Below are 21,235 nucleotides of genomic sequence, written 5' to 3'. Positions count from 1 at the left end.
ACTCATCATGAAAAAAGTACTTGTGTTTGGTTTAACGCTCTGTTTTTTGATTCTGGCCGCTTGTGGTCAACAGGAAACAAAGAAGACAACAAATCAAGATGAAAACGGAACACCTAAGATTGCATCCTTGTCGATTCATTTAACAAATGATTTATTAGCACTCGGGATAAAACCTGCTGGCTCTGTTGTAGGGGGAGACTTAAAAGATTTCCTTCCACATGCGAAGAAGCAGCTCAGCCAAACGAAGAAGCTGGGCATTGCAGCAGATCCTGATATGGAGTCATTGCTTGCTTTAAAACCAGATGTCATTTACATCGATGAAGAACTGGCTGGACAAGACTTATCAAAATACAAGAAAATCGCCAAAACCGAAGTGTTTAATTTAAATGATGGCACATGGCGTGATCATTTGAAAAAAATCGGCAAGCTCGTCAATAAAGAAAAAGAAGCCGATCAATATATTAAGGACTACAATCAAGAAGCAAAAGAAGTCAAATCACTCATCCAGAAAAAGATTGGAAATGGAAAAGTGATGGCAATTCGTGTAACAGCAAAAGAGCTTCGAGTATTTAGTATGAAACGTCCGATGGGGCCAATTTTATACGATGATTTAGGACTGACACCTGTAGATGGTGTGAAAAAACTGGACAGCAAACGTCCATTTGAAGTCATTTCTCAAGAAGTGCTTCCTGACTTTGATGCAGATGCTATTTTTGTCGTCGTGAACCGTGATGATAAGGCGCAACAGGCATTCAAACAGTTAGAGCAGACGCCGATTTGGAAAGGCCTAAAAGCCGTGAAGAAAAACCAAGTGTATCCGATTGCCGATCAGCCATGGCTTGATTATTCAGCTCTAGGCAACAAAATGGCAATGGATGAAGCAAAAAAGATGTTCTCTAAATAAACAGCACATAAATCAAGGCATCATTCCGCATCTAGGAATGATGTCTCTTTTTTTGATTCGTTCTTCTATTCATTCGCTTTTTGCATACATATGAGAGGGAACGAGCAGTATCGCCCGTATGAAAGGATAAGGGGAGGGGTTACATTGAAGGTTCAAAAAATTAGTGCAGGCACTATAGCGAGGCTTGTGCTGCTTTTATTGGCACTTGTGAACAGCGCTCTCACCGCTGCAGGGAAAAGCCCAATTCCAATTGATGAAGAAGGTGTGCAGCAATTCATTACGTTAGCCTTTCTTGGCATCACATCACTATGGGCCTATTGGAAGAACAATGATATTACGAAAAAAGCACGAACGAAAAAAGAAGAATAATAGAAAACAGAGCCTTTTCATGCAAAAGGGCTCTCAGCGTGTATAGAAACCCTCGCATTCCGTGTCAGTCCTGCGCGGGTACTCACGAATGTCAAATTCGCTCCGCAAAAGTAGCTGTCCTTCCTAGACTGCTATCACGCTGAAAAGAAGACAAAGAGCTAAAATAAAGTTCATTTTAGCCCTTTGTCCATAAACTGAAAAGAGCCTTTTCATATAAAAAGGCTCTATTTCATCGAAGCGACAAGCGCCTCTCCCCGCAAATTGGTTTGATCTCAGTGGCTTACGCCCGGTGTTCTCCCATATTGGTAAGAAACGCTTTCACTTCCTCGATGGTTAAGCCAATGGCCTTTGCTTCACTCATGAGACGCTTCCATTCTGACATATTTGAGTCGGTCAGCTTTCTATGATGGACATGTAATGTCTTTCCTTCCTGCTCCTTTCTGTAGGTTTGGAGCAGCTGATACAGTTCTTCTTTAGGCATGCCGGATTGGACGGCATGAACGATATGATCCCGCCACTCCTGTTCACCGCCCTCAGCGTAATGAAACATCATCGTTTCTGCATCAAACAGCTCTTGTAAATCAATGTCTAGTGATGAGGATACCTTTTTTAAAAACTGGACAGATGGATTACGATGGACACCACGCTCAATCTTACTCAAATACGATTTAGAGACATGGGCATCTTCAGCCAACTGCTGAATTGAGTATCCTTTCCTCTTTCGGTAAATGCGTATCACCTTTCCTATCATTCGATATATGATCTCCCTTCTCCCCGGCGAATCGTTCTGCGACCTTTTCGTTCATTATAAGAAATAAATTGTTCTTTATAAAATTCAAAAACGTAAGAAACAGGAAGTAAACAAAAGAAAACGAACGATTTCGTTCTTTAAAAAGAACTATAAGACCTATTATGACATTTTTCTTTGCGGGTATTATCTTTTATAATCCAATCATTAACAAAAAGAAACCATATATAACCTTTTTATGATGAAATCGGGAGGTATCTATGAATGAGAATATAGGTTTTAAGCAGCTGTTTTCTGTCATAAAAGAGAAAATGGCCCTTCTGATCCTGATTGTCCTGATCGTAACGGGCATTTCAGCCTACTATCAGTTCTATGTCTCGACTCCTGTATATCAGGCAACCACTCAAATTCTTGTTCATAAACGAAGCAGTGATGCACAAGCGAATTTAAACGATATTCAGATGAACCTTCAATATACACGTACCTTTCAAGTCCTATTAAAAAGTCCAATCGTTATTGAAAAAGTAAAAGAAACACTCAATCTTACAGAATCGGCTGAAGGATTAAAACACAAAATTGCCACAAGTACAGAAAATGAGTCAGAGGTCATAAATATTTCTGTACAAGATGAGGACCGAGCGAAGGCAGTAGCCATTGCGAATACAGCCACAGAGGTGCTGCAAGAAGAAATCAAAAAAACCATGAATATGGATCGCATTAATGTTTTGTCTGAAGCCAAGCTGTCCAACACGATACTGATGAACTCACGTAAATTCGTTCACATTGTTCTGGCACTAGGCGCCTCTGTATTAGGGGGAATGACACTCATTTTCTTAATGAATTTACTCGATGATACGGTGAAACGAACACATCAAATAAGAGAAGAGATCGGATTGCCGTCGCTCGGCAGTGTCTATCAGATGCATGCAGACAGGAGGGCAAAAAAAGACAAGCAGTCCGTCATAACGGGAGGACAGAACATTGATTTTTAAGAGGAAAAAACGAGAAAAAAGAGATTTATCCTGTATTTCTGTATTAAATCCTCACTCTGTCATTGCGGAACAATTCCGAACGATCCGAACGAACATCGAATTCACGTCGATTCAAACGAGGCTGAAGTCGATATTGGTCACATCCTCCTTGCCGAAGGAAGGAAAATCATTTACGGCTGCAAACTTGGCAGCTGTTTTTGCACAGCAGAATAAACGGGTTTTGCTCATGGATGCTGATTTACGTAAACCAGCTATTCATGAATATTTTGATCTGAGTCCGCACACCGGATTGACCAATGTGCTATTAAATAATTGCACTTTGGACGAAGCCATTTTGCCTACTCCGATTGAGCATTTAGAGCTGCTTCCGAGTGGGACCATTCCGCCAAATCCCGCTGAGCTGCTTTCCTCCTCTGTGATGAAGCAGCTATTTTACGAGATTGAGCAGCAGTATGACATGGTGATTGTGGATTCCACACCGCTTCTGCCTGTAGCCGATGCAAAAATATTAGCAAACCGGACGGATGGAAGCATTCTTGTGGTTTTAAGCGGTAAAACGAAGATTGCCGCTGTGAAGAAATCAAAAGAAGTATTAGAGGGGACGACAGGGAAACTGCTTGGGGCGATGCTAAATGGCAAGAAAGTGAAAAAGGGAAGGCACTATATGTATTAAAGAGATTGATAGGTGATGTCTCCTAATCTTTAACAACGGAGGCACTCGATCCTGCTGTGGGCATGACATATGCCTTAGATGCTCGTCATCGGTAGTGGGATGTGAGGACGGGTTTGATGCCCATTTTATGTAAGAATAGTGATGCTTTAAAAAGGGGGAGGAGCGTTGACTTACGCCCAAAGATTATCAATCATCGTGGCACTAGATTCATATCTCATTTTAGTAGCCGTCTTTTTTGGCTTTCAATTTGTTCAAGAGGCAGCGTTAACCGTATATACATTTGAAATGCTCGTCATTTCTTCGCTCAGTCTACTGATCGGGCACCATTTGTTTTCGTATATTTTTCACGTGTACAAGCAAGTATGGGCCTATACAGGGGTTAGAGAGCTATTTTCTTTAATGAAGACCTTTGCGTGTTCATTTTTATTTTCCATGACGATGCTGTACATTTTTGTGCAGACATGGCCATTTCGCTTTTTATTTATTGTCTGGCTTTTCCATGTGTTATTCATCGGTGCATCTCGTATGGCATCCAGGCTGTTTCATGATGGTGCGAAGCGGTATCAAGTTGAAAAGGAGCGGGCACTAATCATTGGCGCTGGATCAGCCGGGACCATTATCGTTCGTCAGCTTCAGCAGTCGAGTGATGTACATATTGAGCCGGTCGCTTTCATTGATGATGACAAAACAAAGCATAAGCTTGAAATTATGGGGCTGCCTGTTCTTGGGGGAAAAGAACATATTCAAACGGCTGTTGCGATGATGGATATTCAAAAAATCATTATCGCCATTCCATCCAAAAGCAGTCACACATTAAAAGGACTATATAAGGAATGTGTAGCGACTGGAATCAAAACACAGATTATGCCGGAAATGGAACAGATTTTAAAAGGAACCCATGCGCTGAATCAATTGCGGGATGTTCAGCCAGAGGATTTGCTTGGAAGAGAGCCGATTCAATTAGATACAAGCCGTCTATCCGTTCACCTAAAAGGAAAAACGATTATGGTGACAGGAGCTGGCGGGTCTATCGGGTCAGAAATCTGTCGTCAAATTTGTGTATTTTCCCCTCGGGCGATTGTGCTTGTGGGACATGGAGAATTTAGCATTCATTCTATTTTACTAGAGCTGAAAGAATTGTATGGAGACAGCATTAGCCTATATCCACAAATTGCGGATATTCAAGATAAACAAAAAATGAGTGAAATCGTTGGGCATTTTCAGCCGGATATGATTTATCATGCCGCCGCGCATAAACATGTCCCGCTCATGGAAATCAGCCCGAAAGAAGCGGTGAAAAACAATATTATCGGGACAAAAAATGTGGCAGAAGCTGCACATGAGCACGGAGTTGAAACATTTGTCCTCATCTCATCTGACAAAGCGGTCAACCCTGCCAATGTGATGGGAGCGACAAAGCGGTTTGCTGAAATGGTGATTATGCAAATGGGGGCAAGCAGTGAAACGAAATTTGTCGCCGTCCGGTTTGGGAATGTACTCGGAAGCCGGGGCAGTGTCATTCCGATCTTTAAAAAACAAATTGAAAAAGGTGGGCCAGTGACTGTCACGCACCCAGCCATGACAAGATATTTTATGACGATACCAGAAGCATCAAGGCTTGTTATTCAAGCTGGTGCACTAGCAGAAGGAAGGCAGATTTTTGTTTTAGATATGGGGGAGCCAGTCAAAATTGTCGACCTCGCAGAAAACCTCATTCACCTCTCAGGCTACACCACAGACCAGATTCCAATCACATTTACGGGTATTCGTCCCGGAGAGAAAATGTACGAGGAGTTACTCAACCAGCATGAAAAAGCACAGGAGCAAATTTTTCCGAAAATCCATATCGGGCATGCCTTGGATGGAGATCCGTATGTGCTGAACCGCTTTATTCACGAATTTAACATGATGAGTGACGATCAATTAAGACAGGCCTTGTTTGCCGCCATTGAGTCGCATGATGTATTGCCTGAACCGATGGAACGAGAGGAGGAACCACTTGCCAATGAAGAAAAAAGTCTTGTTTTGCGCAACGGTTGATTATCATTTTAAGGCGTTCCATCTCCCGTATTTCAGGTGGTTTCAGGAACAAGGATGGGAAGTGCATACAGCGGCAAATGGCCAGCTGGAGCTGCCGTATGTGGATCAAGCGCATTCCATTCCGATTCAGCGTTCTCCTTTTCATTTGCAAAATCGGCTTGCTTATGTGGAGCTGAAAAAGCTTTTAGAAAAAGAGCATTATCAGTTCATCCATTGTCACACACCGATGGGGAGTGTCATTGGCAGGCTAGCGGCGAAAACAACACGCAAAAAAGGGACGAAAGTTCTTTACACAGCGCATGGCTTTCACTTTTGGAAGGGGGCACCGCTTCAAAATTGGCTGCTTTATTATCCAGTTGAGAGATGGCTCGTTCAATATACAGATGCACTCATCACCATTAATGGAGAAGACTATGAAAGAGCCGATCGTCTGTCAAAAGAGAAGGCGGCTGTGCATTATGTTCCCGGTATGGGTGTCGATATGAAGCGATTTGCACCAGTTGATGACACAGAAAAAGACCGCCTTCGCAAAGCATATGGTTTTACCACGCAAGATTTTATCGTGCTGTGTGCGGGTGAATTAAATGACAATAAAAATCAAGGAATGCTCATCAAAGCTTGCGCGCAGGTGTATCGGAATATACCACATGTAAAAATTGTATTTGCTGGAGAAGGGACAAGTCGGTCGTCCTATGAAAAGCTGGTCTGTCAGCTGAATCTTGAGGAACATGTACAGTTTGCGGGATTTTGCAAACACATCGAAGAGTGGATGCATCTGAGCGATGTATGTGTATCAACCAGCTTGAGAGAAGGACTTGGGATGAATCTTCTTGAAGCGATGTCTGCTGAAAAGCCGGTGATTGCAACAGAAAATAGAGGGCATTGTGAGCTCGTCAAACATGGAGTGAACGGCTTTTTAGTCAAACCGCATGATGTGAATGGTTTAGCCGTTTATTTACAGCAGCTCTATCATAAAAAGGACCAGCTTCACCTAATGGGGAAAGCGGGACGTTCTATGGCTCACGCATTTGCACAGGAGCAGACGGTAAGTGCTATGGAGGAAATTTACACAACGTATATGGATCAAAAAGAGAAGGTGATGTGAGCATGCGTCAGCCGAAAGTATCGATTATCATGGGTGTTTACAATTGCCAAGAGACAGTAGAAGAAAGCATTGAATCGATTCTCCGTCAAACCTATGAAAACTGGGAGCTCATCATATGTGATGATGCATCAACAGATGGCACCTATGAAAAAGTGCTGCACTATACCATGCGTGAACCCGATAGAATTCGCCTCATCCGAAATGAACACAATCAAAGACTTGCCGCCAGTTTAAATCGTTGTCTCACTGAAACGAATGGAGAACTGATTGCAAGACAGGATGGCGACGATATATCGGTGTCTACACGATTAGAAAAACAGGTTCGTTTCCTTGATGCACATCCGGAATATGATGTGGTTGGTACGGCGATGACGGTGTTTGATGAGTCAGGGACGAAGGGCGTTCGAGCACTTGTCTCAGAGCCTGATCGAAGGGTGCTAGCAAGAGGAACGCCTTTTTGTCATGGGACGATTATGATGAGAGCGTCTGCCTACAAGGCTTTAAATGGCTATCGTTCTGTCAAAACAACCAGACGGATGGAAGATATCGATCTTTGGATTCGTTTTTTTGCTGCGGGGAGAAAAGGCTTTAATCTGCAAGAGCCCTTATACCTTGTAAGGGAGGATGAAGCGGCCTTTCAGCGCCGGAAATTCCGATACTCAATGGACAATGCCTGGCTTGTGTTAAAAGCATGCAAGCAATTAAAATTGTCGCCGTTTGATTATCTCTTTGCGCTTAAGCCGGTCATCCGTGCCTGTATGTCACCAAAGATCATGAGGTTTTATCATCAGCGGAAACTTGGAGGATCTATGGTGAAAAGGAGGACGATTCGGGATGAGTGAGCCAAAGCGTGTACTTCATGTTGTGGGCGGAATGAACAGAGGCGGTGCAGAAACGATGATCATGAATATCTATCGTGCAATCGACCGAAATGTTCTTCAATTTGATTTCATTACCCACCGAGAGGATGTCTGTGATTACGATGAGGAAATTCGTCAGCTTGGCGGGCGGATTTTTTATGTCCCAAGTATTGGAGCGTCCTCTCCATGGACGTTTGTCAAAACGTTGACGAAGACGATTAAGCAAACGGGACCTTATCAGGCGGTGCATGCACATACAGATTTTCAAACGGGCTTTTCTGCCCTTGCTGCGAAACTGGCAGGTGTGAAGATACGCATTTGCCATTCACATAATACGGCTTGGAAACAGTCTCCTAGCCGGGTGGATCATTTGATGCTCAAAGGATTTCGTCAGCTGATCTTTGCCTTTTCTACGAAGCTTGTTGCATGCGGTGAAGATGCCGGTGTCTTTTTATTTGGACAAAAAAGAATGCACGATGGACGAGTGGACATTTTGCCAAATGGGATTGATTTGAATCTTTTTTTTCAGTTGGAGCCAGAAGCGAAGGTGAAGATGAAAAAAGGCCTCCATCTTCACGAGAGAAAACTGATCATTGGACATATTGGCCGATTTCATGAGCAGAAAAACCATGTTTTTTTCATCGAATTAGCGCAGACACTGAAAAAACAAGGGGTCTCCTTTCAGCTAGTTCTCATAGGAGATGGGCCGCTCCGGCCAGTGGTTGAATCATATGCAGTGAAAGCCGGATTAATGGAAGACATTGTGTTTACGGGCGTTGTCTCAGAGGTTCCGAAGTATATGAAAGCATTTGATGTGTTTGTGATGCCGTCTTTGTTTGAAGGTCTTCCGCTCGTATTAGTGGAAGCGCAGGCATCTGGACTCCCATGTGTGATTTCAGATCATATCACAAAGGAAGTCGATTTAGGTTGTGGGCTTGTGAAACGGAAGTCCTTGCAAGATTCAGCACATGAGTGGATGAAAGCCACACTAGAAGCCTACCATGCAGACCCTCCTCTTCAGGAGACGATTATTTCTCAGCTTGGCATTAGAGGATTTGATGTGAAACAGAACATCACCCGTGTGATGAATGTGTATGGATTATAAGGAAGGATTGGCAGATGGCGGTTTATTTGGTGAACATGATCATGGTCTATTTATGGTCGAGCTTTGCTGCATTTTATGGCAGACGTGATGATACCATACAAAGCGGCTGGCGGCCGAACAAGCTTCTGGTGTTTTTTCCGTTTTTATTTCTTTGTATTGTGGCGGGCATACGTTACAAAGTAGGAACTGATTTCGTCACCTATGGACAAATGTATGAGTTCTCCGTCAACTATGACAAGCCTTGGCATATTTTCGGATTCGGTGTAGACAAGGCCGCCACTGATCCGGGCTTTACATTGATCTTGTGGATGCTCAATCAACTGTCACATGAGCCGCAAATCATGTATATCACAGTTGGGATCATCACCTATTTTTTTATTATCAAAACACTTGTGCGATATGGACGGCCATTTGAGCTTAGTATGCTACTATTTCTCGGCACATTTCATTATTACGCTTCGTTTAATGGCATGCGGCAGTATATGGTGGCAGCGATTCTTTTTTATGCCATCCATTTTGTCATCAAAGGTCAGTGGAAATGGTATTTTCCGCTCGTGCTTGTATGCGCGCTGTTTCATTCATCGGCACTCATTATGATTCCAGTCTATTTCATCGTCAGAACAAAGGCATGGTCTTGGATGATGCTTGTGTTATGTATGATTTTTCTAGGCTTAACTGCTCTGTATGACCGCTTTGTCTCCGTGTTTGTGGTGATGCTGCAAGGGAGTTCTTATGGTCATTACGAGGAGTGGCTGACAACGAATACGAATGGAATGAATGTGACGAAAATTGGTGTCTTGATTTTGCCGTTATTGCTTGCGTTCTTTTGTCGAAAACGACTTCGTGAGCTGACGCCAGAGAGTGATTATATTGTGAATTTTTGCTTGCTTGGATTTTTGTTTGGCATCCTTGCAACGAAGGATGTCATTTATGCAAGATTTCATATTTACTTTGGTCTGTATCAGCTCATTTTACTGCCTTATTTCACACGGATTTTTGATCAGCGAACCAATTTTTTTATGTATATCGGAATTGCGGTTTGCTATATTTTGTACAGCATCATGCTGATGCCGTTTGATTCTTCTGTTTTACCGTACCGAACGATTTTTACAAAGTAGATTTGAAGAAAGGTGGGGCTTGCTGTCATGCCAGCTATCAGTCTATTGGTCGCAGTCTATAACACTAGTCAATATGTGGAGCAGTGTCTTCAATCGATTGCAGACCAAAGCTTTTCAGATATAGAGGTCATCCTCATTAACGATGGATCTACCGATTACAGTGGAGACATCCTTGAAGCGTTTGCTGCGCGTGATGAGCGATTTCGGGTGATTCACCAAACCAATCAAGGGCTGGGAGCGGTGAGGAACAGGGGCATAGAAGAAGCAACAGGAACGTATCTTGCCTTTGTTGATTCAGACGATGTTCTCGCTCCTCAATACTGTGAAGCTTTATATCAAGAAGCCGAAAATACCGGTGCCGATCTTGTTGTCAGTGAATATTGGATTCAGTTTGAACAGTCAAAACGGATCATACCGACGACGCTGTTAGCTCAGCAGGAAGCCGATAAGACAAGTTTAATAGAATCGTTATTACATGGTGAGATCACGGGATTCTCATGGAATAAGCTGTATCGGCGGGCGTTTATCGAAAAGCATCATATCCGTTTTCCGTTGAGAGGTGAGCTTGAGAATATTGAAGATCAATATGTCACGCTGCGCTGTTTTTCTTTATCACGTGTCATTGCCTTTGTTCATGAGCCGCTTTATTATTACCGGGTTCATTTGTCATCCATTGTCCAGCGATATCAAAAGCAGTATTTTCAGCATGGACTGGCGTTTTATGACGCGCAGCGTTTGTTTTTAAAAGAGCATGATGAGCTGACACCATATGAGAAGGCTTTTTATTTTTTTATCGTGAATCATACGCTGCATTGTATGCTCAATGAATGGAAGAGCCAAAATTCCCTTTCCTTTCAAAAAAAGCTTGGTCATATGCGTGAAATGGTGACACATGAAGCTTTTCAGAAGGCTGTGAAACAAGTGGAACCATCGAAGCTGACTGTGCGAAAGCGAATGATCTTATTCCTGGCTAGGATGCAGTGGGTGTATCCGCTCTCTGCCGCAGCTTCAAGCTATCAAAAATGGATTGAATATCAAACGAGAAAATCGGGGTGATGAGTGTGACATTGCAGCAATTAAAAGCACATGCCGCAGAGTGGCTGCTCTTAAAGGTCAAGTATCCGCTTCAATATAGGTTGAGCCGCCAAAGACTGCCAGAGCTGCGTCATCAGAAGAAAATCATTCTCACGCTGCTGCCGGCACATGACAACTTAGGTGATCACGCGATTGCCTATGCCAGCTGCTGTTTTTTACAAAAGCATTTTCCAGACTATCAAATCATAGAAGTAGACATGCAGGAGATGTATCGTCTAGCACGTCCGCTGAAGCACGCGCGGCACCCAGAGGACATTGTCTGTATCATCGGCGGGGGCAACATGGGCGATTTATACCGATATGAAGAATGGACAAGACAATTTATCATGAACGCCTTTAAGTCCTATCCCGTCATTCAGCTGCCCGCTACTGCTCATTTTACAGAAACAAAGAGAGGGAAAAGAGAAGAACGCCGCGCTATTCAAGCATATCAGCAACACCCGAGGCTTCTTTTGATGGCAAGAGATCAAACCACCTATCAATGGATGAAGCAGCATTTTCCTAATAAAGAGGTGTGGAAACAGCCTGATATGGTCCTGACATTAGACGAAACATCAAAGAGTCAAACCCGTAAAGGTGTGCTGCTTTGTCTGCGTGAGGATAAGGAGGCATATCTCACGAAAGAGAAACGAGAACAACTGCAGGAGCATATCAAAGAAACGTATGATCAAGTTGGTTTTATCACAACGACCATTGGGAAGCGAGTGAATCGAACGACTCGTTTAGAGGAATTATCCACGTTATGGACGCAGTTGAGACAGGCACAAGTCGTCGTGACAGATCGACTGCATGGCATGATCTTTTGTGCGATCACACATACACCGTGTGTTGTCATCAGGTCGTTTGATCATAAAGTCATGGAAGGATATGAATGGGTAGCGCACTTGCCATTTATGACCCTTTTGAAGGAACCAAAGGAGGAAGCGGTGAAAAAGGCCATTCATCAGTATATGAAAACAAGCGGACAAAAGGAAGAGGAAGTTGGATGAAGGCCCTTAAACACTGCGTGAAATCACCATGAACCGTGCGTTTCTTTACAATGTCAGTGCAAATGTGATGACGTTTATCTTGATGATGCTGATGTCTGTTTGTTTAACGCCTTACATTGTTCATACACTTGGAGTGGAAGCGTTTGGTCTGATTCATCTGACGCAAAATATGATCAATTATTTATCGGTCATTACGGCTTCATTAAGTGCTGTGGTGGTGCGTTTTTTTTCTGTTGCCGCTCATAAAGGAGAGATGGAACAAGCGCAGCGCTATCTCGCTTCCTATTTTGTCAGTTCTCTTTTTTTATCCATCTGTCTTTTTTTACTTTGTCTATTCATGTCTCAGCAGCTGGTTGATTGGCTCCATGTGCCTGCTCATCTTGCAAAAGATACACAGATCGCCTTTGTGTTGGGGGGTCTTTTATTTATGCTCAATTTCGTCATGTCTGGTATTGGGGCGGCACCATTTTATGCGAACAAATTATATGTATCGAGTGTTGGACAGGCCATTCAGATGTTTGGCAGGGCGCTTGTGATTGTGCTGCTATTTACCGTGACGACACCAGCTATTTGGCATATTCCGCTTGCAGCCGTTATGGGGAGTTTCGCCGCTTTGGGAATGGGTCTCTATTATTTTAAGAAACTCATTCCTTGGTTTTCGTTTAAGTGGCGGTACGTTTCTTTATCTTCAAGTCTCACGCTGGTTCGATCAGGGGTGTGGCATTCATTTGAACAAATGGGCATTTTGTTGTTTTTACAAATCGATTTATTGATGACCAACTTACTGATTGGGGCAGAAGCGACTGGACAGTATGCCGCCATTTTACAATTTCCATTATTATTGCGCACCCTTGCAGGGACACTTGCGGTTGTGTTTGCGCCAACGATCACAAAATTATATTCAAATCAAGACGAGCAGGGGCTCATTCAATACGCTGCCAAAGCCATGAAATGGAGTGGTTTATTTGTGGCATTCCCCGCGGCTCTGTTAGGAGGTCTTGCCGGTCCGCTCATGCTGTTATGGCTTGGACCAGCCTTTGAGGAGCTGAAATGGCTGCTGATGATTCATGCGGCTTATTTGTGTTTCACGTTGATGTTTTTACCGCTGACCTATGTACCGACTGCCTTTAACCGATTTAAAGTGCCGGCGGTTGTGACACTCATATTAGGCGGTTCCAATGTCCTGTTCGCCTATGTACTGACTCACCTACTTCAGCTCGGGTTATATGGCATTGCATCAGCAGGAGCCGTTGTTTTATTGATGAAAAATATCGTCTTTCTCCCATTGTATACAGCCAAGATCACGAAACAGAAAAGTACCATCTTTTATAAACATACAGTCGTTCCGCTGTTTGGGGCTCTGTTCATATGGGGGATCTGTGCCGGCATTCAGGCTGTGTATGATGTGACGAGATGGTGGGAGCTATTTTGTATTGGCGGAATATGTTTCGTTCTCTACTTAGGCTATTTGTATCAATTTGCAGGAACAAAACAAGAGCGGATACAGCTCATGCGTAAGGTGAAACAAGCTGCTATTGAACGAGCTGTCTCCCGCTAGTGTGGAAAGGAGAAGCAATGATGAAAAGAATAATAGATGTGGTCGTGGCACTGACACTGCTCATCGCAGGGAGTCCTCTTTTCCTTCTCATCTATGGACTCATTCGGTGGAAAATTGGAGCGCCTGTGGTGTTTCGACAAGAACGGCCTGGTCTGTACGGACAGCCGTTTATGCTTTATAAATTTCGGACGATGACCGAGGAACGCGATGAACATGGCGTACTGCTTCCAGACCATCTTCGATTAACAAAAACCGGCGCCTTTATTCGTAAGCTCAGTCTTGATGAATTGCCGCAGCTTGTCAATGTACTCAAAGGGGAAATCAGTCTCGTTGGACCAAGACCGCTTTTAATGGAGTATTTACAAATGTACACAGAGGAGCAAGCGAAGCGTCATCTTGTGAAGCCTGGTATCACTGGGTGGGCCCAGGTGAATGGGAGAAATACTCTCTCTTGGGAGGAGAAATTCACCTATGACCTCTGGTATGTAGAGCACCAATCGTTTTGGCTCGATATGAAAATCTTATGGATGACCTTACTGAAAGTCATCAAAACAGAAGGGGTGCAGCAGCCAAATCATGCAACAGCTGAAAAATTCAAAGGAACCGATACGTAAAGAGCAGCCCATTGGCTTAATAGGGGCTGGCGGACACAGCAAGGTCATTCAGGAGTTGATTTTTTTGCATCCTGATTACTCATTGTGTGCGGTATTAGACGATCGATTTGAGGAAGCTTACACTCGAACCGGCATTCTGTATGGTCCGATTTCTATGAGTCAAAAGGTAAGTGAGGAAATACCTGATATGCAATGGCTGATCGCCATTGGGCAAAACGAAATCAGACAGGGGATCAAAGAACGTCTCGCATTTGAAGAGAGGGCATTTGCCACACTGATTCATCCAGAGGCAGTTGTGAGCTCGTCAACGAAGGTTGGCCGGGGAACGGTTGTGATGGCAAGGGCTGTTGTGCAAGCAGATGCAGTGATTGGTGAGCATGCCATTATCAACACCGGTTCTATCGTGGAGCATGATTGCTTTCTCGAATCCTTTACGCACCTATCCCCGGGAGCCGTGCTCACCGGTTGTGTCTCTGTGCGAGAGGGTGCTCATATTGGAGCTGGGGCTGCTGTCATACCTGGCAGAACCATTGGAAGCTGGGCAGTGATCGGCGCAGGAGCGGCAGTGACCCGAGATATACATGATCAGAAAGTCGCCGTAGGCGTTCCTGCAATTGAGATCAAAGATCGAAGAGAAGGTGGGAAATCATGAGAGACAGGAAACGAATCTACTTATCTCCTCCTCATATGAGTGGAAAAGAACAGATGAAAATAGAGGAGGCATTTAAAAGCAATTGGATTGCACCATTAGGACCGCTTGTAAATGAATTTGAGCAAGTGGTCGCGGATTATGCAGGCGTGAAGTGTGGAGCGGCATTATCTTCAGGAACAGCAGCCATTCACCTTGCCTTAAAACTCCTTGGCGTTCAAAAGGGAGATATGGTCTTTTGTTCCACTCTCACATTTGTTGCCAGTGCAAATCCTATTTTATATGAACAAGCGACGCCTGTTTTTATTGATTCAGAAAAAGAGACATGGAATATGTGTCCACTGGCGTTAGAGAAAGCCTTTGCTGAAACAAAACGACTTGGGAAAAGACCCCGTGCGGTTATTGTCGTTCATTTATACGGACAAAGTGCGAAAATGGATGAAATCATAGCGGTGTGTGAGGCATATGATGTGCCAATCATTGAAGATGCGGCTGAATCGTTAGGCAGTATATATAAAGGAAGAAAAAGTGGTTCAATGGGCAGGTTCGGTGTGTACTCTTTTAACGGAAATAAAATCATTACAACATCAGGAGGCGGAATGCTTGTCAGTGATGATGAAGCAGCCATCGACCGCTGCCGATTTCTCGCGTCACAGGCAAGAGAACATGCCCTACACTATGAACATCAAGAGGAGGGATATAACTATCGGATGAGTAACCTGCTCGCAGGTGTAGGAATTGCACAAATGGAAGTGTTAGAGGAGCGTGTTCAGCAAAAACGCCGCATTTTCGAGCGTTATCAAGATGCTTTAGCCGATATTGAAGGCCTTCAATTTATGCCAGAATATCAAGAAACCACATCAAACCGCTGGCTGACCACATTCACCATTGATCATCATGCACAGATGTCTCCAGTAGAGATGATAGATGCTTTAGAACAAAAGCAGATCGAAGCAAGGCGTGTATGGAAGCCACTGCACCAGCAGCCGCTCTTTCATGGTTATCCTTTTTATACAACAGCCGATGAAGTCCCTGCATCTGAGTTGTTATTTGAGACAGGTCTTTGCCTGCCATCTGGTACAAGCATGACAGACGCGGAACAGGAGCTGGTCATTGATACACTGTACAACGCCCTGCAAAAGAAAGCATTACCCTCCTCATAGGCTGCTCGTTCATCAGCAGCCTGCCTCTCTTTTTAACAAATACCTTAATTTATGGAATAATAAGGAATATATATTGTTATTTCGTTTCAAATATGATATTGACAACAGAGTCCTTCCTCCTTAAAATGAAAATGATTATCAGCATCAATTAGGAGGAGCAACTTATGTCGATTTGGAGTAATTTTCCGAAAATTAAAATAAATATAATATTACCTATCCTACTGATCTTCTTACTAGTAGGCTGTTCTCAAGCAAATAATGGAGCAAGTGGAGACAAGGATCATCCCGATATGATCACCATGGCATGGCCAAGAGATATTGGCGAAATGAATCCACACATATACAATCCATCACAATTGTTTGCCCAATCCATGATTTACGAACCATTGGTGAGCTATCAGAAAAATGGAAAGCTTAAACCTGAATTAGCAAAATCATGGGATGTTTCCAAGGATGGCAAGGTGTATACGTTCCATCTTAGAGACAATGTCACGTTCTCAGATGGATCTAAATTTAATGCGAACATTGTGAAAAAGAATTTTGATGCGATTTTAAAAAACAAAGAAGTACATAGCTGGTTAGGTGTCATAAAGAAAATCAAAAAGACAGAAGCAGTGGACAAGCAAACGTTTAAACTCACATTAACTGAGCCTTATTATCCAACTGTTCAAGAGTTAGCTGTTGTGCGCCCTGTTCGTTTCCTAGGCGAAGCAGGTTTTCCGAAAAACGGAGATACATCAAAAGGAATCGAAAAACCAGTGGGGACAGGTCCTTGGGTATTAAAGACGTACAAAAAAGATGATTACGCGATTTTTGAACGAAATGACCACTACTGGGGAGAGAAACCAAAGGTCAAAGAAATCAAAGTGAAGGTCATTCCAGATGCTGAAACAAGAGTGATGGCATTTGAAAAAGGCGATGTAGATCTACTTTACGGAGAAGGAACGATTAGCCTTGATGCTTTTAAACAACTAGAGGCGAGCGGCAAGTATGAAACGAAGATGTCAGAGCCTGTAGCCACAAGACAGCTTGTCATGAACACAAAAGTCGATCAGCTGTCAGATGAGAAAGTGCGTCACGCCCTTCAGTATGCGATCAATAAAACATCATTGGTGGAAGGTGTGACCTCTGGATTAGAGGATGTAGCAGATCACATCTTGCCGACAAACATGCCATATACGTCAGGCATCCGGGTGAAATCTTTCCAGTATGATGTGGACAAAGCGAAGGCTTTACTGGATGAAGCGGGCTGGACACTTCCAAAAGGAAAAACCATACGGGAAAAAGACGGAAAAACGCTTGAGTTTAGTATGATGTATGACTCAGCAGAATCGATTCAAAAAACAATGGCTGAAACACTGCAGGCAGAATGGGCAGCCATTGGCGTTGGTGTCAAACTTGAAGGTGTCGAGCTGGCGACGCAGGTTCAGCGGTTTAAAGCGAACAAATTTGATATGAACTTCTTTAGCAATTATGGAGCGCCGTATGATCCGCATACATTTATGAACGTTGTCTCATCAGATGGTTTTGGATTCAAAGAGGCGATCTCAGCGTATCCGAATAAAGATAAGCTGATCAAAGAAATGACGGAGATTCCATCGACAACTAATGAAAACAAACGCAAAGCACTTTATTCGTCCGTCTTATCATCCTTGCAAGATCAAGGGGCGATTGTGCCAATCTCTTATTTTAAAAAGACAGCTGTTTATCAAAAAGATGTGAAGGACTTTGATTTCCCAGCGAATCGAGATGAACACCCTTTCACAGGCATCAAGCTGAAGTAACAGAAGGAAGGTAAGCAAATGAGCCGCTATATCATCAAACGAATGTTATCCATCATTCCTGTATTTCTACTAGCCACACTGTTCACAACTGTCATGATTCATCTGTCACCAGTTGATCCAGCGGAGGCATATTTAGCAGCGGCTCATATTCAGCCTACTGATGAGGTATTAGCCCAAAAACGAAGTGAATTTGGTTTAGATGAACCTTTTTACATGCAGTACCTTCATACGATTGAAAAAGTCGTCCGTCTTGATTTTGGGCGGTCGTATATGACCAATCAGCCTGTGCTTGATGAGGTGATCTATCGAATACCTGCGACGATTCAATTGGCGTTCACTAGTCTGCTGATCGCAATTTGTGTCAGTATTCCACTGGGCTTTTTCAGCGGGTTGAGAAAAAATGGCGTTGTAGATCATGTGAGCCGGATGATTTCTTTCCTAGGAGCATCTATCCCGACCTTTGTTTTGGGGTATTTGCTCATCTTCTTTTTTTCAGTGAAACTCGATCTTTTACCTGTTGAAGGTGTTGGTACATGGGAACATCTTGTACTGCCGTCCATTACACTGGCTGTGCCGTTAATTGCGATGTATACGAGATTATTGCGAGCGAGTGTGAGTGAGACGCTTCACGAGCCTTTTGTTCAATATGCGAGAATGAGAGGGTTAAAGGAACAATCGATTATGTTCAAACATGTCTTCAGAATGGCGATATCACCGATGCTGACAGGACTTGGCGTGAATCTTGGCAAGCTGCTCACAGGGACCATTATTGTAGAGGCTGTTTTTTCATGGCCTGGATTTGGACGATTTTTTATTGAAGCAATCTTTAACCGGGATCTGCCGGTCATTCAATTTTATGTGTTGATGGCGGCGTGTATCTTTATCTTAAGCAGCTTGATAGTTGATCTCCTTCAGCTGCTCATTGACCCCCGTATTTCTAGAAAGGAAGGCCGCCAGCCATGATGACAAAAGTAAAACACCTCTTCTATCATCAAAAGATGATCTCGATCTGTGTGCTGCTGCTCGGTCTCCTGCTCATTGTGACGATATGTGCACCATGGATCGCTCCGCATGACCCGGCGGCGGTTAATCTTGCAATGAAGCTAAAGGGTTCTTCATGGGAGTATCCTCTAGGCACCGACCAATTGGGAAGATGCAATTTATCTCGTATTCTATATGGTGCTCGTATTTCACTAGGATGTGCGTTGTTAATCTTTGTTTCCTCTCTATCTATCGGTTTAATCGTAGGGCTGATTTCTGGATATAAAGGCGGCTGGATCGATCACGTATTGATGAGATTGTGCGACGGGGTCATGGCATTTCCAAATTTGGTGCTGATCCTCGGATTAGTCGGTATTTTTGGACCAGGGCTTTCTCAAGTGGTGCTGGCTTTGATGCTTGTGCAGTGGGTGTATTACGCCCGCGTCTTTCGAGGGATGGTGCTTAGTTTAAAGGAACAAAACTTTATTGCAGCTGCGAAGATTAGTGGTACTTCCCATTGGAATATCATGAGAAAGCATATGATTCCGAATGTACTGCCGCCACTCGCGGTTGTGGGCACACTTGAAATGGGCTGGGCGATTATGGACATTTCCGCCATGTCTTTTCTAGGCTTAGGGGTTCAGCCCCCTACGCCTGAATGGGGAGCGATGATCCATGAAGGAAAATCTTATATTCAAACAAATCCTCAGCTGATGCTTTATCCGGGTCTTGTGATTATGGCTGTGGTCATTCTATTCAACTTACTGGGAGAAGCCCTTTCAGAGAAATATGGCATCAAACGTCGTGTGTAAAGGAATGAGTCAGTTGGAAGAGTCTATTTTAAATATAGAGAACCTGCATGTGCATACGAAAACGCCGCAAGGAACCATTTCTCTCGTTCAGGAAATAGCATTTGAGGTAAAGCGCGGTCAAATTGTTGGATTAATTGGTGAGAGTGGATGCGGAAAAACGGTGACAAGTATGTCGATCTTAAACATGCTTGATCGAAAAACAACGGAAGTGACTGGAAGTATCACTCTACAAGGTCGAGAATTGATCGGTTTGAGTGAACAGCATATGCGGTCTATTCGTGGCAAAGATCTCTCATATATTATGCAAAATCCAATGAATAGCTTTACGCCTGTATGGACAATTGGACATCAATTGATTGAAACAATCTGCCGGCATACAGCTGTCAGTAAAAGGCAGGCACGGGTCCAGGCAATGAAAGCCTTAGAGAAAATGAACCTGCCGCATCCAGATCAATTACTGAGTAAGTACCCTTTTGAATTAAGCGGGGGGATGCTCCAGCGTGTCATGATTGCTATGGCTGCCTGTATGCATCCGCCTCTGATCATCGCAGATGAACCGACAACCGCATTAGATGTACACAATCAGAAGCTGGTGCTTGAGCACTTGAATCAAATTCGTCATGAATACGGAACGGCGATTTTGCTCATTACCCACGATCTTAGTGTGATTGCAGAAATGGCAGACGTGGTCGTGGTGATGAAACAAGGAAAAATCGTTGAAAAGGCTGAAGTTCTTGAGCTTTTTGAACACCCGAAGCATGATTATACAAAGAAACTTTTAGCAGCTCGTCCATCCATTCCAGCTGTTTGCACGATTTGAGGTGAGAAGACCGTTGCATTTAATAGAAGTGAAAGCAGTGAGTCATTCATATGGCAACCGATCGTTTCTGATGAGGACAAAAGGGAGAACCCCTGTCCTGAAAAACGTTCATTTGACCATTGAAGAAGGCACTTGTCTTGGGTTATTAGGTCAAAGTGGTGCAGGGAAAAGTACACTCGGCCGCATCATCCTTGGACTAGAGAAGCCGAGTACCGGCCAAGTTCTTTTTGAAGGTCAGGATATCATTTGTGCAGATCAGCGGACACATCAGCAGTTCCGCCGGCATGTACAAGCGGTATTTCAAGATTCATATTCAGCGGTGAATCCAAGGTGGACAGTGGAACAAATTCTATCTGAGCCGCTTGAAAACTATGAACCAATGACCCGTAAAAAACGTCAGCATATACTCATTCACTGGTTAGAAAGAGTAGGGCTCAGTGAGCAGGATTTGTCCAAGTACCCATACCAATTTAGCGGCGGCCAGCTACAGCGGATCAACATCGCCAGAGCACTGGTGCTTCAGCCAAAGCTCATTGTGCTGGATGAATCAGTCAGTAGCTTAGATATGGTTACGCAGGCAGTCATTTTAGATTTGTTAGTCGAATTAAAGAAAGAGCTGAAGCTTGCATACTTATTTATCACACATGATTTGACAGCGGCCTATCATTTAAGTGATCAATTAGCGATTCTTGATCAGGGTGAACTTGTGGCTCAGTTTCAATCGAAGGATGATTTCTTTATATCAGAGCACGAAGCTGTGCTGAAAATGAAGGAGGCAACGCTCGCCAGCCACCCTTTGTCTCGAACGATTGGCAGGCCGGTTCGTTAACTTTTTCATTCCCTCAATGCCTCTTTT

At 43.6% G+C, this 21,235-nt stretch carries 21 protein-coding genes; 20 read left to right on the top strand and 1 reads right to left on the bottom strand.

Features of this window, described 5'->3' with window-relative positions:
• Positions 1-7: 7 nt before the first annotated feature.
• Both LCD32_RS15445 and LCD32_RS15440 read left to right on the top strand, forming a co-directional pair.
• Entirely contained in the window at positions 8-904 is an 897-nt protein-coding gene (locus tag LCD32_RS15445) for an iron-hydroxamate ABC transporter substrate-binding protein (RefSeq protein WP_082181662.1), read from the top strand.
• 144 nt (positions 905-1,048) lie between these two features.
• On the top strand, positions 1,049-1,273 hold the full coding sequence (locus LCD32_RS15440) for a phage holin (protein ID WP_008347764.1): 225 nt from the start codon (positions 1,049-1,051) through the stop codon (positions 1,271-1,273).
• A 280-nt stretch (positions 1,274-1,553) separates the two neighbouring features.
• Here the strand turns inward: LCD32_RS15440 and slrR are convergent, their stop codons facing one another.
• Positions 1,554-2,024: an HTH-type transcriptional regulator SlrR gene (gene slrR, locus LCD32_RS15435; RefSeq protein ID WP_007500131.1), complete on the bottom strand. Its 471-nt coding sequence runs from the start codon at positions 2,022-2,024 to the stop codon at positions 1,554-1,556.
• A gap of 257 nt (positions 2,025-2,281) precedes the next feature.
• Between slrR and LCD32_RS15430 the strand changes: the two genes are divergently transcribed.
• The 18 genes from LCD32_RS15430 to LCD32_RS15345 all read left to right on the top strand — a co-directional run bounded on the left by LCD32_RS15430 (position 2,282) and on the right by LCD32_RS15345 (position 21,208).
• Positions 2,282-3,013 carry a YveK family protein gene (locus LCD32_RS15430; protein ID WP_007500132.1) on the top strand — a complete coding sequence of 244 codons (732 nt, stop codon included), beginning with the start codon at positions 2,282-2,284 and terminating at the stop codon, positions 3,011-3,013.
• Entirely contained in the window at positions 3,003-3,686 is a 684-nt protein-coding gene (locus LCD32_RS15425; RefSeq protein WP_224564164.1) for a CpsD/CapB family tyrosine-protein kinase, read from the top strand. Before LCD32_RS15430 ends, LCD32_RS15425 begins: the two co-directional genes overlap by 11 nt.
• Before the next feature lie 165 nt (positions 3,687-3,851).
• Positions 3,852-5,726, top strand: a complete 1,875-nt coding sequence (locus tag LCD32_RS15420) for a polysaccharide biosynthesis protein (protein WP_224564160.1) — start codon at positions 3,852-3,854, stop codon at positions 5,724-5,726.
• Positions 5,692-6,831, top strand: a complete 1,140-nt coding sequence (locus tag LCD32_RS15415; RefSeq protein WP_060832672.1) for a glycosyltransferase family 4 protein — start codon at positions 5,692-5,694, stop codon at positions 6,829-6,831. Before LCD32_RS15420 ends, LCD32_RS15415 begins: the two co-directional genes overlap by 35 nt.
• Before the next feature lie 2 nt (positions 6,832-6,833).
• Complete coding sequence (locus tag LCD32_RS15410) at positions 6,834-7,673, top strand: glycosyltransferase family 2 protein (RefSeq protein ID WP_017368088.1); 840 nt, start codon at positions 6,834-6,836, stop codon at positions 7,671-7,673.
• Positions 7,666-8,796 (top strand): glycosyltransferase family 1 protein, encoded by a 1,131-nt coding sequence (locus LCD32_RS15405; protein ID WP_224564156.1) that lies wholly within the window; start codon positions 7,666-7,668, stop codon positions 8,794-8,796. Before LCD32_RS15410 ends, LCD32_RS15405 begins: the two co-directional genes overlap by 8 nt.
• Positions 8,797-8,810: 14 nt before the next feature.
• Positions 8,811-9,914 (top strand): EpsG family protein, encoded by a 1,104-nt coding sequence (locus LCD32_RS15400; protein ID WP_050826622.1) that lies wholly within the window; start codon positions 8,811-8,813, stop codon positions 9,912-9,914.
• 27 nt (positions 9,915-9,941) lie between these two features.
• Positions 9,942-10,970: a glycosyltransferase family 2 protein gene (locus tag LCD32_RS15395; RefSeq protein ID WP_224564154.1), complete on the top strand. Its 1,029-nt coding sequence runs from the start codon at positions 9,942-9,944 to the stop codon at positions 10,968-10,970.
• Complete coding sequence (locus tag LCD32_RS15390) at positions 10,970-11,998, top strand: polysaccharide pyruvyl transferase family protein (protein ID WP_108610995.1); 1,029 nt, start codon at positions 10,970-10,972, stop codon at positions 11,996-11,998. The genes LCD32_RS15395 and LCD32_RS15390 overlap by 1 nt, the downstream gene beginning before the upstream one ends.
• A 28-nt stretch (positions 11,999-12,026) precedes the next feature.
• Complete coding sequence (locus LCD32_RS15385; RefSeq protein ID WP_224564152.1) at positions 12,027-13,556, top strand: MATE family efflux transporter; 1,530 nt, start codon at positions 12,027-12,029, stop codon at positions 13,554-13,556.
• A 20-nt stretch (positions 13,557-13,576) separates the two neighbouring features.
• The gene (locus LCD32_RS15380; protein ID WP_017359198.1) at positions 13,577-14,170 is read left to right on the top strand and encodes a sugar transferase; all 594 of its coding nucleotides are present in this window, start codon (positions 13,577-13,579) and stop codon (positions 14,168-14,170) included.
• Positions 14,133-14,822 (top strand): acetyltransferase, encoded by a 690-nt coding sequence (locus LCD32_RS15375; RefSeq protein WP_060781437.1) that lies wholly within the window; start codon positions 14,133-14,135, stop codon positions 14,820-14,822. Before LCD32_RS15380 ends, LCD32_RS15375 begins: the two co-directional genes overlap by 38 nt.
• Positions 14,819-15,982 (top strand): DegT/DnrJ/EryC1/StrS family aminotransferase, encoded by a 1,164-nt coding sequence (locus LCD32_RS15370; RefSeq protein ID WP_116306243.1) that lies wholly within the window; start codon positions 14,819-14,821, stop codon positions 15,980-15,982. Before LCD32_RS15375 ends, LCD32_RS15370 begins: the two co-directional genes overlap by 4 nt.
• A gap of 164 nt (positions 15,983-16,146) precedes the next feature.
• Positions 16,147-17,766: a nickel ABC transporter substrate-binding protein gene (gene nikA, locus LCD32_RS15365; RefSeq protein WP_224564141.1), complete on the top strand. Its 1,620-nt coding sequence runs from the start codon at positions 16,147-16,149 to the stop codon at positions 17,764-17,766.
• 18 nt (positions 17,767-17,784) lie between these two features.
• Positions 17,785-18,729, top strand: coding sequence for a nickel ABC transporter permease subunit NikB (gene nikB, locus LCD32_RS15360; protein WP_065461109.1), 945 nt, complete (start codon positions 17,785-17,787; stop codon positions 18,727-18,729).
• Positions 18,726-19,559 (top strand): nickel ABC transporter permease subunit NikC, encoded by an 834-nt coding sequence (gene nikC, locus LCD32_RS15355; RefSeq protein ID WP_017359202.1) that lies wholly within the window; start codon positions 18,726-18,728, stop codon positions 19,557-19,559. The genes nikB and nikC overlap by 4 nt, the downstream gene beginning before the upstream one ends.
• A 4-nt stretch (positions 19,560-19,563) precedes the next feature.
• A complete protein-coding gene (locus LCD32_RS15350; RefSeq protein ID WP_170916861.1) occupies positions 19,564-20,379 on the top strand; it encodes an ABC transporter ATP-binding protein in 816 nt (271 codons plus the stop codon).
• A 13-nt stretch (positions 20,380-20,392) separates the two neighbouring features.
• Positions 20,393-21,208 (top strand): ABC transporter ATP-binding protein, encoded by an 816-nt coding sequence (locus LCD32_RS15345; protein WP_081114566.1) that lies wholly within the window; start codon positions 20,393-20,395, stop codon positions 21,206-21,208.
• Positions 21,209-21,235: the final 27 nt, after the last annotated feature.

The sequence above is a fragment of the Bacillus sp. RSS_NA_20 genome (assembly GCF_020165915.1).
GTDB lineage: Bacteria > Bacillota > Bacilli > Bacillales > Bacillaceae > Bacillus > Bacillus altitudinis.
Note: the sequence above shows the minus strand (reverse complement) of the source record. Positions and strands in the feature narration are given on the sequence as shown.

What these genes read in the sequence shown, in the direction of transcription:
- LCD32_RS15405 (WP_224564156.1), top strand. Translation starts at nt 7,666, where the DNA reads ATGAGTGAGCCAAAGCGTGTACTTCATGTTGTGGGCGGAATGAACAGA.
- LCD32_RS15395 (WP_224564154.1), top strand. Translation starts at nt 9,942, where the DNA reads ATGCCAGCTATCAGTCTATTGGTCGCAGTCTATAACACTAGTCAATAT.
- LCD32_RS15410 (WP_017368088.1), top strand. Translation starts at nt 6,834, where the DNA reads ATGCGTCAGCCGAAAGTATCGATTATCATGGGTGTTTACAATTGCCAA.
- LCD32_RS15350 (WP_170916861.1), top strand. Translation starts at nt 19,564, where the DNA reads ATGAGTCAGTTGGAAGAGTCTATTTTAAATATAGAGAACCTGCATGTG.
- LCD32_RS15370 (WP_116306243.1), top strand. Translation starts at nt 14,819, where the DNA reads ATGAGAGACAGGAAACGAATCTACTTATCTCCTCCTCATATGAGTGGA.
- LCD32_RS15430 (WP_007500132.1), top strand. Translation starts at nt 2,282, where the DNA reads ATGAATGAGAATATAGGTTTTAAGCAGCTGTTTTCTGTCATAAAAGAG.
- LCD32_RS15445 (WP_082181662.1), top strand. Translation starts at nt 8, where the DNA reads ATGAAAAAAGTACTTGTGTTTGGTTTAACGCTCTGTTTTTTGATTCTG.
- nikB (WP_065461109.1), top strand. Translation starts at nt 17,785, where the DNA reads ATGAGCCGCTATATCATCAAACGAATGTTATCCATCATTCCTGTATTT.
- LCD32_RS15415 (WP_060832672.1), top strand. Translation starts at nt 5,692, where the DNA reads ATGAAGAAAAAAGTCTTGTTTTGCGCAACGGTTGATTATCATTTTAAG.
- LCD32_RS15375 (WP_060781437.1), top strand. Translation starts at nt 14,133, where the DNA reads ATGCAACAGCTGAAAAATTCAAAGGAACCGATACGTAAAGAGCAGCCC.
- slrR (WP_007500131.1), bottom strand. Translation starts at nt 2,024, where the DNA reads ATGATAGGAAAGGTGATACGCATTTACCGAAAGAGGAAAGGATACTCA.
- LCD32_RS15385 (WP_224564152.1), top strand. Translation starts at nt 12,027, where the DNA reads ATGAACCGTGCGTTTCTTTACAATGTCAGTGCAAATGTGATGACGTTT.
- LCD32_RS15380 (WP_017359198.1), top strand. Translation starts at nt 13,577, where the DNA reads ATGAAAAGAATAATAGATGTGGTCGTGGCACTGACACTGCTCATCGCA.
- nikA (WP_224564141.1), top strand. Translation starts at nt 16,147, where the DNA reads ATGTCGATTTGGAGTAATTTTCCGAAAATTAAAATAAATATAATATTA.
- nikC (WP_017359202.1), top strand. Translation starts at nt 18,726, where the DNA reads ATGATGACAAAAGTAAAACACCTCTTCTATCATCAAAAGATGATCTCG.
- LCD32_RS15400 (WP_050826622.1), top strand. Translation starts at nt 8,811, where the DNA reads ATGGCGGTTTATTTGGTGAACATGATCATGGTCTATTTATGGTCGAGC.
- LCD32_RS15390 (WP_108610995.1), top strand. Translation starts at nt 10,970, where the DNA reads ATGAGTGTGACATTGCAGCAATTAAAAGCACATGCCGCAGAGTGGCTG.